10 protein-coding genes are annotated in these 14602 nt (G+C 63.8%); 4 read left to right on the top strand and 6 right to left on the bottom strand.

The window, feature by feature from the left end; translation table 11 throughout:
* The first annotated feature begins 208 nt into the window (after positions 1-208).
* The gene (locus tag ACI0FO_RS08920) at positions 209-985 is read left to right on the top strand and encodes a DODA-type extradiol aromatic ring-opening family dioxygenase (protein WP_416025927.1); all 777 of its coding nucleotides are present in this window, start codon (positions 209-211) and stop codon (positions 983-985) included.
* An 81-nt stretch (positions 986-1066) separates the two neighbouring features.
* Here the strand turns inward: ACI0FO_RS08920 and acnA are convergent, their stop codons facing one another.
* Positions 1067-3772: an aconitate hydratase AcnA gene (acnA, locus tag ACI0FO_RS08915; protein WP_416025925.1), complete on the bottom strand. Its 2706-nt coding sequence runs from the start codon at positions 3770-3772 to the stop codon at positions 1067-1069.
* 417 nt (positions 3773-4189) lie between these two features.
* Between acnA and ACI0FO_RS08910 the strand changes: the two genes are divergently transcribed.
* Positions 4190-5107 (top strand): pirin-like C-terminal cupin domain-containing protein, encoded by a 918-nt coding sequence (locus ACI0FO_RS08910; protein ID WP_416025924.1) that lies wholly within the window; start codon positions 4190-4192, stop codon positions 5105-5107.
* A gap of 189 nt (positions 5108-5296) precedes the next feature.
* On the top strand, positions 5297-7516 hold the full coding sequence (locus ACI0FO_RS08905) for a TonB-dependent receptor (RefSeq protein ID WP_416025922.1): 2220 nt from the start codon (positions 5297-5299) through the stop codon (positions 7514-7516).
* A gap of 75 nt (positions 7517-7591) precedes the next feature.
* On the opposite strand, the gene ACI0FO_RS08900 is transcribed toward ACI0FO_RS08905, so the two are convergent.
* The 4 genes from ACI0FO_RS08900 to ACI0FO_RS08885 form a co-directional block, all read right to left on the bottom strand.
* The gene (locus tag ACI0FO_RS08900) at positions 7592-8191 is read right to left on the bottom strand and encodes a hypothetical protein (protein ID WP_105556562.1); all 600 of its coding nucleotides are present in this window, start codon (positions 8189-8191) and stop codon (positions 7592-7594) included.
* Between the two features lie 278 nt (positions 8192-8469).
* Complete coding sequence (gene acnB / locus ACI0FO_RS08895) at positions 8470-11061, bottom strand: bifunctional aconitate hydratase 2/2-methylisocitrate dehydratase (RefSeq protein ID WP_416025920.1); 2592 nt, start codon at positions 11059-11061, stop codon at positions 8470-8472.
* Between the two features lie 224 nt (positions 11062-11285).
* Positions 11286-12200, bottom strand: a complete 915-nt coding sequence (locus ACI0FO_RS08890) for an FxLYD domain-containing protein (RefSeq protein ID WP_416025918.1) — start codon at positions 12198-12200, stop codon at positions 11286-11288.
* The gene (locus tag ACI0FO_RS08885; RefSeq protein ID WP_416025916.1) at positions 12190-13074 is read right to left on the bottom strand and encodes an FxLYD domain-containing protein; all 885 of its coding nucleotides are present in this window, start codon (positions 13072-13074) and stop codon (positions 12190-12192) included. The genes ACI0FO_RS08890 and ACI0FO_RS08885 overlap by 11 nt, the downstream gene beginning before the upstream one ends.
* Before the next feature lie 217 nt (positions 13075-13291).
* Between ACI0FO_RS08885 and ACI0FO_RS08880 the strand changes: the two genes are divergently transcribed.
* On the top strand, positions 13292-14056 hold the full coding sequence (locus ACI0FO_RS08880) for a TSUP family transporter (protein WP_416025915.1): 765 nt from the start codon (positions 13292-13294) through the stop codon (positions 14054-14056).
* A gap of 32 nt (positions 14057-14088) precedes the next feature.
* Here ACI0FO_RS08880 and ACI0FO_RS08875 read toward each other — a convergent pair whose 3' ends face one another.
* Positions 14089-14529, bottom strand: coding sequence for a CBS domain-containing protein (locus ACI0FO_RS08875; protein WP_105556557.1), 441 nt, complete (start codon positions 14527-14529; stop codon positions 14089-14091).
* Between the last annotated feature and the right edge of the window lie 73 nt (positions 14530-14602).

The raw sequence follows: 14602 nt of genomic DNA, 5'->3' as shown, positions 1-14602 counted from the left end.
GTAGTTTAACGCCCGCGCGGCGCGTCGGCATTCGGGGCGGACCCGCGGGCCGGCAGGGGCGCGGCGGCTTGGTCCCGCGGGCCCGCTCATCCGGGTGGGCCGGTTTATTGATGCGTATATGGCAACAGATCATCCCTGGAGCGGGGCTTTATTGCTGATTCGAAACGTTCGAAAATGCTTCCATCGACATTATTTTGGAGACGCCGTCATGCGGTGGCCCACGCTTTTTATTTCCCACGGCTCGCCGATGCTGGCCGTTGAACCCGGTCTGACCGGCCCCGCGCTGACGGCGTGGAGCTTGGCGCAAGGCCAGAAGCCGCGCGGCATCCTGGTGGTGTCGCCCCACTGGATGGGCGAAGGGCTGGCGCTATCCACGCGTGACCAGCAGGTGGCCTGGCATGACTTCGGCGGCTTTCCGCCCGAGCTCTACACGCTGCAGTACGCCGCGCCCGGCTCGCCCGAACTGGCGGCTCGCGTGCAGGCGTTGCTGGCCCAATCCGGCATCACCGCCGACCGCGATCCGCGCCGGCCGCTGGACCATGGCGCCTGGGTGCCGTTGCGTTATCTTTACCCCGAGGTCGACGTGCCGGTGGTGCAGTTGTCGCTGGACATGGGGCGTGACGCCGCCGGGCAGATGGCCCTGGGCCGCGCGTTGGCGCCGCTGCGGGACGAGGGCATCCTGATCATCGGGTCGGGGTCCTTGACGCACAACCTGCGCCACGTCCGGATGCCGCAGAATGCGCCCGCCTTGCCTTACGTGCCGGCGTTCCAGGACTGGTATGCGCGCCGGCTTGCCGAGCACGACGTGCCGGCTCTGCTGGATTGGCAGGCACAGGCGCCCGGCGCGATGCAAGCGCATCCGCATGACGACCACCTGATGCCGCTGTACGTGGCGTTGGGGGCGGGCGGGGCGTCCGCCAAGCGGTTGAACGACGAGATCTCTTACGGCGCGCTGGCGATGGACGCGTATCAGTTCGACGACTGACTCCGCCGCCGCGCGCATGAAAAAAAGCCCCGGAACCGCAAGGTTCCGGGGCTTTGTTCAACCTGGAAGGCCGCGAGGGGCTCAGGCCGCCAGCAACTGGCGCAGCACGAAGGGCAGAATGCCGCCGTGCTGGTAGTAGTCCACCTCGATCGGCGTGTCGATACGCAGCAGCACCGTCACGTCCTGCTTCGAACCATCCTTGCGGGTGATCGTCAGCGTCACGTCCTGCATCGGCTTGATGCCGTTTTCCAGGCCCGAGATGTCGTAGGTCTCTTCGCCGGTGATGCCCAGCGACTGCACGCTGTCGGTGCCCTTGAACTGCAGCGGCAGCACACCCATGCCCACCAGGTTGCTGCGGTGGATGCGTTCGAAGCTGCGGGTGATCACGGCCTTCACGCCCAGCAACTGCGTGCCCTTGGCCGCCCAGTCGCGCGACGAGCCCGTGCCGTACTCCTCGCCACCGAACACGACGGTTGGGGTGCCCTGCGCCACGTACTTCATGGCCGCGTCATAGATGGACATCTGTTCGCCAGTGGGCTGGAACAGGGTTTCGCCGCCTTCGAAGCGGCTGCCGTCCGGCAACGACGGGATCATCAGGTTCTTGATGCGCACGTTGGCGAAGGTGCCGCGCATCATGATTTCATGGTTGCCGCGGCGCGAACCGTAGCTGTTGAAATCGGCCTTCATCACGCCGTTTTCCTTCAGCCACTTGCCGGCCGGCGACGTTTCCTTGATGGAGCCCGCGGGCGAGATGTGGTCGGTCGTGACCGAGTCGCCGAACACGCCCAGCGCGCGGGCGCCCTTGACGGCGGGCATCGCGGCCGGCGTCATGCCGAAGCCTTCGAAGAAGGGCGGTTCGGCGATGTAGGTCGAATCCGGCCAGTTATAGGTGTCGCCGCTGACGCCCTTGATGTTCTCCCAGAGCTTGCCCGGGTTGCTTTTGACCTGGCCGTAGTTGGCCTCGAAGACCTTCGGGTCCAGCGCATGCTTCATCAGCGCTTCGACCTCGGCGGAGGTCGGCCAGATGTCGCCCAGCCAGACGTCGCCGTTCTTGCCGCGGCCCACGGGTTCCGTCATCAGGTCGCGCGTGACGGTGCCGGCCAGCGCATAGGCCACGACCAGCGGAGGCGAGGCCAGGAAGTTGGCTTTGATGTTCGGGTGGATGCGCGCTTCGAAGTTGCGGTTGCCCGACAGCACGGCCGAACACACCAGGTCATTGCCGGTGATGGCTTCGTTCAGGTCCGGCGTCAGGTCGCCCGCGTTGCCGATGCAGGTGGTGCAGCCGTAGGCCGCCACGTCGAAGCCCAGCTTTTCCAGGTAGGGCAGCAGGCCGGTCTTGGTCAGGTAGTCGGTGACGACGCGCGATCCAGGAGCCAGCGAGGTCTTGATGTGCTTGGGCACTTTCAGCCCGGCTTCCACGGCCTTCTTGGCCAGCAGGCCGGCGGCCAGCAGCACATTGGGGTTGGACGTGTTGGTGCAGGACGTAATGGCGGCGATCAGGATGTCGCCGTTCTTGATCTGCGTGCCGGTGCTGGTGGTGAAGGTCTGGTTCAGCTTTTCGGCCGGCTGGTTGAAGCCGTTTTCGGCAACCGGCTTGGAGAACAGGTCAATGAACGTGTTCTTGACGTTGCCGATTTCGATGCGGTCCTGGGGGCGCTTCGGGCCGGCCAGCGACGGGGCCACGGTGGACAGGTCCAGCGTCAGCAGCTTGGTGAAGTTGATGTCCTGGGCGGCCGGGATGCCGAACATCTTCTGTGCCTTGAAATAGGCTTCGAAGGCGGCGATCTCGTCTTCCGTGCGTCCGGTGCCGCGGAAGTAGTCGATGGTGCGTTCGTCGACCGGGAAGAAGCCCATGGTGGCGCCGTATTCAGGCGCCATGTTGCCGATGGTGGCGCGTTCGGCCACGGTCAGGCTGGCGGTGCCTTCGCCGCAGAATTCGACGAACTTGCCCACCACTTTTTCACGGCGCAGCATTTCGGTGATGGTCAGCACCAGGTCGGTGGCGGTGACGCCGCCGCGCAACTGGCCCTTGAGTTCGACGCCAACGACGTCAGGCGTCAGGAAGTACACGGGCTGGCCCAGCATGCCGGCCTCGGCTTCGATGCCGCCCACGCCCCAGCCCACCACGCCGATGCCGTTGATCATCGTGGTGTGGCTGTCGGTGCCCACCAGCGAATCGGGGTAGTAGACATTGTTCTTTTTGTCCTGGTGCACGCCGCGCGCCAGGTATTCCAGGTTGACCTGGTGGACGATGCCGAAGCCCGGGGGCACGACGCCGAAGGTGTCGAACGCCTGCATGCCCCACTTCATGAACTGGTAGCGCTCTTGGTTGCGCTTGAATTCCAGCTTCATGTTCAGGTCCAGCGCGTCCTTGGTGCCGAAGTAGTCAATCATGACCGAGTGGTCCACCACCAGGTCCACGGGCACCAGCGGTTCGATGCTCTTGGGGCTCTTGCCCATCTTGTCGGCTACCGAACGCATGGCGGCGATGTCGGCCAGCAGCGGCACGCCGGTGAAGTCCTGCAGCACCACGCGGGCGACGACGAAGGGGATTTCATCTTCGCGGCGGGCGTTGGCTTGCCAGTTGGCAAGCTGTTTGACGTGTTCTTCGGTGACCTTCTTGCCGTCACAGTTGCGCAGCACGGATTCCAGCACGATGCGGACCGAAACCGGCAGCCGCTGCACATCAATGCCAAGGGATTTACCCAGCGCCGGCAGCGAATAGTACTGACAGGATTTATTGCCGATCTTGAAATTCTTGAGAGTATCTAAGGTGTTGTGCGGCATGATGGACTCCGTGGTTTTGCCTGGCTTAATCTGCCCAAGCGCAGGCGGCATTTTTTTGGCGTTTTTGCGCGTTCGTCATTGTAGGGGAGACAAACCCGTGTGCGGGGGTATGTCTTATATCTTATATAAGACTTGGTCCGCGCGTCAAAGTTCCGCCCCTGTTCCGGTAAACGGCATCCGGAACTGCAAAACCCCTACTTTGGCGGACATGGGCCAAGCCCGCAAGACCCCGCGGTTTTACCAAGGAGGCAGGACTGAGGCGACGGCGCCACAGTCGGAGCAAGGGCGGAAAACGGAGATTGCGCGGGGTGCGCCGAACCCATAAGCTTCGCGTCAGCTAAGGCCTGCATGTGCGGAAAGACGCTACCATTCCGCACATGCTGGCCCTGGTGCCACTCCCTCATCAGGCAGCATTTTTTGACTATCCATCTCAGTAACGTCGTGGCCAGCCAGCCCCAATCGGCGGGCGACGCCTGCACGCTGCGCGCGTTTCTGCACACCGATTTTTCCCATAGCCCGTCGCCCGTCGTCATGGTGGAGCACTTCATCATGAACAGGACGATGGCCGCGCCGCCGCAGCCGCATGCGGGCCTGTGCATGGCCACGCTGTTGCTGGAAGACGCCAACGGCGTCATGCGATGCAAGGACAGCCCAGGCAGCGTGCTCGAGGCGCGGGCAGGCGACCTGCACTGGACCGTGGCGGGCGCAGGCATCCTGACGACGCAGCAGCTCGTGGGGCCGGGACACTTGAACGGCCTGCGCATCGGCCTGAATCTGCCGGATAGGCTGAAGTCGCTGTCTCCGGCGGTCTCGCTGCTTCGCGCCTGGGAGATGCCAGTCATTCAAACGGACGCCGGCCGCGTCCGCGTCGTGGCGGGCAACCATGGCGGCTGGCAGTCGCCGCTGGCCACCCCCGAGGCCCTGATGATTCTGGATGGCTGGCTACGCCCGGGCGCGACGCAACTGTTGCCGTTGCCGCCCGGCTGGAACGCCTGGGTCTACTCGGTGCAAGGGGAATTGGGCGTGCGCGCCCGGCACCGCTTGAGTGGGGCGCCGCCTTTGCCGAAGCGGCAAGGCGGGGATCCCGACTTTGCCGTGCTGCCTGCCGGCGCCGCGTTGGCGGCATCCGCGCCGTTGGCCGACGACGAGGGCGTGTTGCTGCTGATGGCGGGGAAGGCACCGGTTCACTACGTGTTGACCGCGGGTCCGGCCGTGGACGAACCTGTTTTTCGCCACGGTGCGGTCGTGATGGCCAGCCAACGCGCCCTGACCCGTGCGCTGGCCGCCTATGAAGCCGGGGAGTTCGGGCAGATGCCGCAGGGCCAGGCGGCCTGACTGGCAGCCCGGATGGGATTCTGTTGCGTACAAGCAACAATCTGGCTTTCTATATTGGGGACGGAATGAGAATGATTCTCTGTTTGATACCATTTCCTGCGTAAGACCACAAGATTCCGTGCGTGAACTCACCGGGATTTTGCGTTTCTTTGCGCAACGACGCGCTTCTCTTGCCTCTCGTATCCCGATATGAAAATCAGAACTCTTGCCTGCATGGCTGCTACGCTGCCGTGCCTGGGCGTTGCCTACGGTCAAACCTCCCCCGAAACCCCACCCGCCGCCGCCAACGGCTCCGTCGTATCGATGGAAGCCATCAAGGTCGAAGCCAGCGCCGATGCGTCGGCCGGCGGCCTTGCCGCTCCTTTCGCGGGCGGGCAGGTGGCCAGCGGCGGCCGCGTCGGCGTGCTGGGCACGCAAGACAACCTGAGCACGCCGTTCAGCATCACCAGCTATACGAACGAGCTGATCCAGGACAAGCAGGCCCGCAGCGTGGGTGATGTGTTGCAGAACGATGCCGGCGTGCGCGTGGCGCGTGGCTTCGGCAACTTCCAGGAGTCGTACTTCATCCGCGGCTTTATCCTGAGTTCCGACGACGTGGCCTACAACGGCCTGTACAGCTTGCTGCCCCGCCAGTACATCGCCACCGAACTGTTCGAGCGCGTGGAAGTGCTGCGCGGCGCATCGGCGTTTCTCACCGGCGCCACGCCAAGCGGCGGCGGCATCGGCGGCGTGATCAACCTGGTGCCCAAGCGCGCCCCGAACGAGCCGTTGACCCGCGTGACCACGGGTATTGCAAGCGGCGGCCAGTTTCAGCTGTCGACCGACATCGCCCGCCGCTTTGGTCCGGACGACAGCACCGGCATTCGCCTGAACGCCGCACAGCGCAGCGGCGATACGGGCATCGATGACGAGCACTCGCGCACCAGCCTGGTGTCATTGGGCCTGGATTGGCGTTCGGCCGATACGCGGCTGTCCGGTGATATTGGTTGGCAGGAAAACAAACTGAAGCGGGCGCGTCCGAACGTGACGCTCGGTACCACACGCGCTCCTGTAACAACCGTTCCCGATGCTCCGGACGCCAGTTCGAACTATGCGCAACCGTGGTCATACTCAAACGAACGCGATGTATTTGGTACGTTGCGCGCCGAGCATGATTTCAGTGAAAAGCTGACCGGTTGGGCAGCCTATGGCTTCCGCCGCAGCGACGAGGCAAATTCGCTCGGCAATGTGACGCTTACCAACGGCAGCACGGGCGCGGGCACATTTTCTCGTTTTGACAATACGCGCGAAGACTCTGTGGATACGGGAGAGTTCGGGTTGCGGGCTAAATTGCGTACGGGGCCAATTAGCCACGAATTTGTCACTTCGGCGTCGTTCTTCCAATTGAAGAAGAAAAACGCCTACTTGGTCGGTTCTGCGAATCCGACCAACATCTATGACCCGATTTCGTATGACAAGCCGTACATTAATCCGGTAGGAAACCCGGGCGGGGAGCTTGATAACCCGTTACTGCAGGGCAGAACAAAAATGAGTAGTTTTGCCTTTGGTGACACCATGTCTGTGTTAGACGGCAAGGTGCTCCTGACCTTAGGGATTCGGCATCAGCGTTTATCGCAGCGTGATTATTCTTACACCACTGGCGCTGAAACGGGCGCTTATGACGCTAGCCGAAATTCCCCCGCGGCTGGCATCGTCTTCAAGGTTGCGCCGAGCGTATCGTTATATGCAAACTACATTGAGGCTCTGGTGGCTGGTCCCACGGCGCCTGGCATGGCAGGGGGCCTTCCAGTACCGAACGCGGGCCAGAGCCTGCAGCCGTATGTTTCCAAGCAGAAGGAAATCGGCGTGAAGTACGAAGGCGATGGCCTGGGCGCCGGGTTGGCGCTCTTCTCCACCGACAAGCCGCGCGCCATGTACAACGCCAGCAACGAGCTGACCACCTCGGGCAAGGACCGGCACCAGGGCGCGGAACTGACCGTGTATGGTGAACCGATCAAGAGCGTGCGCGTGCTGGGCGGCTTGACGTGGCTGGATGCCGAGCAGCGCTCGACCGGCACGGCTTCGCTGGACGGCAACCGCGTGATCGGCGTGCCGCGCTTCCAGGCCAACATGGGCGTGGAATGGGATATTCCCGGCGTGCAGGGCCTGGCCGTGGACGGCCGCGTCGTCTACACCGGTTCGTCCTACGCGAACGATGCCAACACCCTCAAGGTGCCGGGCTGGACCCGTTTCGATGCCGGCCTGCGCTACATGACGGACATCGACGGCCATGTCGTGACCTTGCGCGCTCGCGTCGAGAACATCGCCAACCGCAACTACTGGTCGTCGGTGGGCGGATACCCCGGCAACGGCTACCTGGTGCTGGGCGGCCCGCGCACGTTCCTGCTGTCGGCCAGCATGGATTTCTGATCCCGTCCGGCTTATAAGCGGCATGATGAAAAACCCCGGCCTGGCGCCGGGGTTTTTGCTGGGAACGACCCGGTCCTACCAGAACCATCCCCCCCTGGTCAGGTCGGCCTCGCAGCTCTTGTATTGCGACGTGAACTTGTCCGCGCGAGCCTGCACTTTCTGCGATACCGTCTTCAGCCATGCCTTGCGGTCGAAGCTACGGTTGCGGTAGCCCGTCCAACCTTCGTGGTAGTTCAGGTACTGGCCGTAGGCGTCCCACTTGGACACGCCATTGATGCGCTGCGACTTGCTCATGTACCAGCCCATGAAATCCAGCGCGTCCGCGAAGTTGTCGCGGCTGGCGCCCCAGCCGCCGGCGTCGTTCTTATAGTCGGCCCAGGTCTCGTCCTTGGCCTGCGCATAGCCGTAGGCGGAGCTGACGCGGCCCCACGGAATGATGCCCAGAAAGTAGTAGCGGGGCGGCACGGCGTCCTGCTTGAACGAGGACTCCTGGTACATCATGGCCATCGGCACCGGCACGGGGGCGCCCCATTTCTTCTGTACTTTCAGGGCGGCATCGTGCCAATCCGGCTTTTCGCGGAAGATCGCGCAAATGTTCTCGGGGTTGGATGGCGGCGCCGTGGCGCAACCGGCAAGCGCCAGCAGTAGCAGCGGCGGCAGCAAAAGCCGGGTCATTGGCAGGCGTCCTCCAGAAAAGGGGCGCAGGCGGCCAGCCGCGCCGGTTAGGCAAAGTGTCACAAGGTAGCGCGATTGTATGAAAACGTATCGTTGAAAAAGTTCCGGCCCCGAAATTTCTGCAAGCGGGTTGAACTCGTGGCGCCCGAATCCACCACGCCCAAATCCGCGCGCCCGGACCCATGACGTCCGAACCCGCCGCGTAGTCCAAAGAAAAACGGCCCCGGATTGCTCCGGGGCCGTCGTGCAGGCAACAAGGCCTGGCTGGCGTTCGAGGCTTAGACCTCGATCACGTCCGCCACGTCTTTGTAGTCGGCGATCTTGTCGAAGTTCAGGTACTGGTAGATCTGGTCGCCGCTCTTGTTGATGACGCCCATATCGGCCATGTATTCGTCCTTGGTGGGAATCCGGCCCAGCTTCGAGCAGATGGCGGCCAGTTCGGCCGAGCCCAGGTACACGTTCGTGTTCTTGCCCAGGCGGTTCGGGAAGTTGCGGGTGCTGGTCGACATTACGGTCGCGCCTTCGCGCACTTGTGCCTGGTTGCCCATGCACAGCGAGCAGCCCGGCATTTCAGTGCGCGCGCCGGCCGTGCCGAAGACGCCGTAGTGGCCTTCTTCGGTCAACTGCGTGGCATCCATCTTGGTCGGCGGGGCCACCCACAGCTTGACCGGGATGTCGCGCTTGCCTTCCAGCAGCTTGGACGCTGCGCGGAAGTGGCCGATGTTGGTCATGCAGCTGCCGATGAACACTTCGTCGATCTTGGCGCCGGCGACTTCCGACAGCGTCTTGACGTCGTCCGGGTCGTTCGGGCAGGCCACGATGGGCTCATGCACGTCGGCCAGGTCGATGTCGATGACGGCGGCGTATTCGGCGTCGGTGTCCGGAGCCAGCAGCTGGGGATCCGCCAGCCAGGCTTCCATGGCCTTGATGCGGCGGCCCAGCGTGCGCTCGTCTTCGTAGCCGTTGGCGATCATCCACTTCAACATCACGATGTTGCTGTTGATGTATTCGATGATCGGTTCCTTGTTCAGGTGCACCGAGCAGCCAGCGGCCGAACGTTCCGCGGAGGCGTCCGACAGTTCGAAGGCTTGTTCGACCTTCAGGTCGGGCAGGCCCTCGATTTCAAGGATGCGGCCCGAGAAGATGTTCTTCTTGCCTTGTTTGGCGACCGTCAGCAGGCCTTGCTTGATGGCGTACAGCGGGATGGCGTTGACCAGGTCGCGCAGGGTGACGCCAGGCTGCAGCTTGCCCTTGAAGCGGACCAGCACCGATTCCGGCATGTCCAGGGGCATCACGCCCGTGGCGGCGGCAAAGGCCACCAGGCCCGAACCGGCGGGGAACGAGATGCCGATGGGGAAGCGGGTGTGCGAGTCGCCGCCGGTGCCGACGGTGTCGGGCAACAGCATGCGGTTCAGCCACGAGTGGATCACGCCATCGCCCGGGCGCAGCGAGATGCCGCCGCGGGTGCTGATGAATTCCGGCAGCGTGTGGTGCGTCTTGACGTCCACGGGCTTCGGGTAGGCGGCGGTGTGGCAGAACGACTGCATCACCAGGTCGGCCGAGAAGCCCAGGCAAGCCAGGTCTTTCAGTTCGTCGCGGGTCATCGGGCCGGTGGTGTCCTGGCTGCCGACCGAGGTCATCTTCGGTTCGCAGTAGGTGCCCGGGCGGATGCCCGTGCCTTCCGGCAGGCCGCAGGCGCGGCCGACCATCTTCTGGGCCAGCGTGTAGCCGCGGCCGGTATCGACCGGATTCTTCGGCAGGCGGAACAGCGTCGACGGCGCCAGGCCCAGCGCTTCACGCGCCTTGCTGGTCAGGCCACGGCCGATGATCAGCGGAATGCGGCCGCCGGCGCGCACTTCGTCGAACAGCACGTCGGACTTCACTTCGAATTCGGCGATGACTTCGCCGTTCTTCAACGCCTTGCCATCGTAGGGGCGCAGTTCGACCACGTCGCCCATTTCCATCTTCGACACGTCGAGTTCGATCGGCAGGGCGCCGGCGTCTTCCATCGTGTTGTAGAAAATCGGAGCGATCTTGTTGCCCAGGCAAACGCCGCCAAAGCGCTTGTTCGGCACAAACGGGATGTCTTCGCCCGTGAACCACAGCACCGAGTTGGTGGCGGACTTGCGCGACGAACCCGTACCGACCACGTCGCCCACATAGGCGACCAGGTGGCCCTTTTCCTTCAGCGATTCAATGAACTTGACCGGGCCGCGCTTGCCGTCTTCTTCCGGTTCGAACGCCGCGCCGTCGCGCTTGTTCTTCAGCATCGCCAGGGCGTGCATCGGGATGTCGGGGCGGGTCGTGGCGTCGGGCGCCGGCGACAGGTCGTCGGTGTTGGTTTCGCCAGGCACCTTGAAGACGGTGATGGTCAGGCTTTCCGGCAGTTCCGGACGGCTGGTGAACCATTCGGCGTCGGCCCAGCTTTGCAGCACGGACTTGGCGTTGGCGTTGCCGCGGTCGGCCTTTTCCTTCACGTCGTGGAAGGCGTCGAACATCAGCAGGGTCTTTTTCAGCGCATCGGCGGCGATGGTGCCGATTTCCGCGTCATCCAGCAGATCGACCAGCGGGCCAATGTTGTAGCCGCCGAGCATCGTGCCCAGCAGTTGCGTCGCCTTGGCACGGCTGATCAGCGCACAAGCTTCCTTGCCCAGCGCTACGGCGGCCAGGTAGGACGCCTTGACCTTGGCGGCGTCGTCCACGCCGGCCGGCACACGGAAGGTCAGCAGTTCGACTAGGTTCTGCTCCTCGCCAGCGGGCGGGTTCTTCAGCAGTTCGATCAGTTCAGCGGTTTGTTTAGCCGTAAGGGGCAGCGGGGGGATCCCCAGAGCCGCGCGTTCGGCAACGTGTTGGCGGTAGTTATCCAGCATGTGAGGCCTGCTCAAAGTCGGGTTGGAAGAAGGGTTGTTGACGGAATTGTAGAGGGAAGACGGGGAGGCAAGCAAATGTCTTATATCTTATATAAGACTTGGGTTGATAGCTGTTGCTTACGAGAGACGGCGGGTAGGGCCTGGGTGCGGGGCGGGCAAGCAAAAGGCGGCCTTGCGAGCCGCCTTTCTCGTCGGGCGCGCCCGCAGGCCGCGCCTTGCCTGGCTTAGCGAGCCGTGGCGTCGTAGACCAGGCCCACCCGGGCGAAATTGCCCCCATGTTGCTTGACCTGGACTTCGAACGGGGCGCTTTCGCCCGGCTTCAACTTGGGCAGCCGCAGTTCCTTGAACGTGGCGCCGGACACCTGGTTTTGGGCGTCGTACAGGGTGATCCAGACACGCACGTTGTCAACCTCTGCCTGGTCGTCATTGCGTACCCGGCCCTGGACGGTGACGTATTTGTAACGGTACCGGTAGGTGAAATTAAGGGTGCCGGTGCCGACGTTGGCTTCGGTGTTCTCGACGGAGACAGCCAGCTTCGGTCGCGGGCCAGGCAGGGCGGCGCGTTTGGCGGGCAACCAGTCCGGCTTGATCTCGGTCACGCGTTCATAGCGGCCGCCGGGCAGCGCCACCGTCACCCTTTCGCCCGGGTACAGATGGGTGGGCAGCGGCCAGTCCTGGCGCAGGTCCACCGCTCGCGATCCCTCGAACACGGCGATCTTCACCCGTGGCGACAAGGCGACGTAACGGTCGCTGGTGTTGACGACTTCGGCATACAGGACGGGGCGCTCAATCTCGTCCAGCAGCCGGCGCGGCGCCGACAGGCTGAACGCCTTGGGGTCGAACAGGGCGAAATCCGGGTCCAGCAACTCTTCGGTGGTCAAACGAACCTGGTCGATGACCCGGATATTGGCCGGGCTGACCCGCACGATGCGGCTGGCGGGGCCCACTTCTTTGGGCGGGGCTTCTTTGGCCGGGGGCGTGGTTGGCGGCGCGGCTTTCTGGGCGAACTTCTGCGCGGCCCAGGGGCCCAGCGCGGTGTGCTGGTACAGGGCGAAACCGATCGCGGCCAGGATGATCAGCACCAGCCCGGCCTTGGCTGGCCAGGAGAGGGGTTTGCCTTCGAGGCGGTCAGCTTTCACTTTGCACCATGTAATCGTAGGACGCGACGTTGCCGTCGCCGAACATTTCGCAGCGCGCGTCGAACGACGTCAACGCGCCGGGCGCCAGCGGGCTGGCCGTGGCGTAGCCGATGCCGGTGCCGATCATCGCGCCGTCGTCGCCGTACAGAATGACGGTGATCTGGGTGCTGTTGGCCTCCCTCGCGCCCTGGTTCTTCAGCAGCCCGACCAGCCGGTATGCGCCGTCGTTGCGCACCAACTGCACCTTGCTGGACACGACATCATTGGTCTTGCCGCGCGCGGGCGACGGCGTGGCGACCTCCAGCGCGTAGCGGCTATAGGCCTTGTCCGGCACCGAGATCAGCACGGGGGCATATTCGCCGGGCTGCAAGGTGTGCGTCGACGGCGAGACCATCGACGACGACAGCGTCATTTCACCCTGAAAGAACGTGGCGTTCACGCGGGGCGTGTCGATCTTCTTGCCGGACTCGTTGCGCATCAGCATGACCAGTTGCTTGCGGCCGTGGACCTGCGTTTCGCGCACATCGGTCAGCTTGACCAATGAGGCATCGATCGGCGGTTCCTGAACCAAGCGCGGCGGCGGCGAGGAACGGCCTGGGCTCAATAAAGCGGCCACCAGGGGGATGGCGATCACCGCAGCCACCGCCAGCCCGATGGCCGTCAGGACGCCGGGCTTGACCTGAGGCGGCTGCTGAGGCTGTTGCATGCCCCGCAGGATCTTCTCGAGGCGCTGGGCGACATCATCCTCCACCAGCGTCAAGGCGTGGCAGTGATTGCATCGGTATTCATTGGAGGCCAATTTGGTGAACTGAGCGCTGCCGCACGTGGAGCAGGTCAGGGTCACGGTATTGATCGTGGTCTGTTTAGGCGTCATTCAGGCAAGGGCTTACCGGCTAGGACTGACAGGGCGGCAAGGATAGCGGCAGTCCGAAGGGGACAGGTTCGGGGACGCTTCCATTTGTGACAAGATATGTGGTCAGACGCGGGCTGCGGCGACCGGAAGGGCATGTACCCCGGTGATATCATCGCCGCCTTGGACAGCCCCCGCGCAGCGAACGCCATGCGTGCCGCTGCCCCCGAATTCTCAACGCATGAGCCTCACTGAACATCTCCTTTTCCTGGCCTGCGTGGCACTTGCCACGTATGCCCAGACCATGACCGGCTTCGCGTTCGGGCTTGTGCTGTTGGGGCTGTCTGGCGTGTTTCAGCTGGCGTCGGTGTCGGAAGTCGCGAACGTGGTCAGCGTGCTGTCGTTGGTTAACGCCGCGGTGACCCTGGCGCGCGCCAAACCGCAGGTGAACTGGTCGCTGATGGGCCCGGCCATGATCGCCAGCCTGGTCGGCGTGGGCGTGGGCGTGGCCGTGCTGACCTGGATCAGCGGGTCGACGACCGTGCTCTTGCAATTACTGCTGGGCGTCACGATCCTGGCTTGCGCCGTGTTGCTGGTGGCGCGCGCCAAGCCGCTGGAGCGGCTGTCGTCCAAGGCGTCTTTCGTGTTCTTCGGCGGGATATCGGGCGTGCTGGGCGGTTTGTTCTCAAGTGCCGGGCCGCCGATGGTTTATCACTTGTATCGCCAGCCCTTGCCGCTGGCGTCCATTCGCAACAGCCTGCTAGTGCTGTTTTCGCTGAACGCCGTGGTGCGCCTGGGCCTGGTGACCGGGCAGGGGGCGTTCATGGCGTCGTCGTTCTGGCTGAGCGTGCAGGCGTTTCCGGTCGTGATCGGCGTGACCTGGGTGGCGCGCCGGTACGGCACGGCGGGCTCGATGAAGACCATCAAGCGCATGGTGTTCTTGCTGCTGCTGGCCGCTGGCTTGGGGCTGATCGTGCCGGCGGCGCGGATCCTGGCGGCGGGCTAGCCCGCGCCTGCCAGGTTCGTGGCCAACGAAGGTCAGGCGTGGCCGCCGCTGATGTAGCGTTCCAGTTCGTGAATGATGAACTTCTGCTCGCTCATGACGTCCTTGACCAGATCGCCAATGGACAGCAGGCCAATCAGTTTTTCGTTGTCGATGACCGGAAGATGGCGAAAGTGCCGTTCCGTCATCATGGCCATACAGTGTTCCCGCGTATCGCCAGGCCCCACGTAATAGACCGAGTCCGTCATGATGTCGCGCACCTTCGTGCTGCGCGATGATCGGTCCTGCAAGACGACCTTGCGGGCGTAGTCGCGCTCGGACAGCATGCCCAGCACGGTATCGCCCTGGACGACGACGACCGCGCCGATACTGCGTTCGGCCATGGTCTTGATGGCGTCGTACACCGATGAATCCGGTGAAACCGTCACGACGGAGGGGTTCGGCTTTTCCCTGAGAATCTCAGCAACTGTCTTCACGATGTGCTCCCGAATCGCTTGCAAGGTTCAAACGTGGGCCGCGCGCCGCCACCCCAGCCCCGCGGGGCGTCAT

The organism is Achromobacter marplatensis (assembly GCF_049060505.1).
In the GTDB taxonomy this organism is placed as follows: domain Bacteria; phylum Pseudomonadota; class Gammaproteobacteria; order Burkholderiales; family Burkholderiaceae_B; genus Achromobacter; species Achromobacter marplatensis_A.
Note: the sequence above shows the minus strand (reverse complement) of the source record. Positions and strands in the feature narration are given on the sequence as shown.

Bases quoted from the DNA above. Each gene is read 5' to 3' on its own strand.
- acnA (WP_416025925.1), bottom strand. From the start codon at position 3,772: ATGCCGCACAACACCTTAGATACTCTCAAGAATTTCAAGATCGGCAAT.
- ACI0FO_RS08885 (WP_416025916.1), bottom strand. From the start codon at position 13,074: ATGACGCCTAAACAGACCACGATCAATACCGTGACCCTGACCTGCTCC.
- ACI0FO_RS08905 (WP_416025922.1), top strand. From the start codon at position 5,297: ATGAAAATCAGAACTCTTGCCTGCATGGCTGCTACGCTGCCGTGCCTG.
- ACI0FO_RS08900 (WP_105556562.1), bottom strand. From the start codon at position 8,191: ATGACCCGGCTTTTGCTGCCGCCGCTGCTACTGCTGGCGCTTGCCGGT.
- acnB (WP_416025920.1), bottom strand. From the start codon at position 11,061: ATGCTGGATAACTACCGCCAACACGTTGCCGAACGCGCGGCTCTGGGG.
- ACI0FO_RS08920 (WP_416025927.1), top strand. From the start codon at position 209: ATGCGGTGGCCCACGCTTTTTATTTCCCACGGCTCGCCGATGCTGGCC.
- ACI0FO_RS08880 (WP_416025915.1), top strand. From the start codon at position 13,292: ATGAGCCTCACTGAACATCTCCTTTTCCTGGCCTGCGTGGCACTTGCC.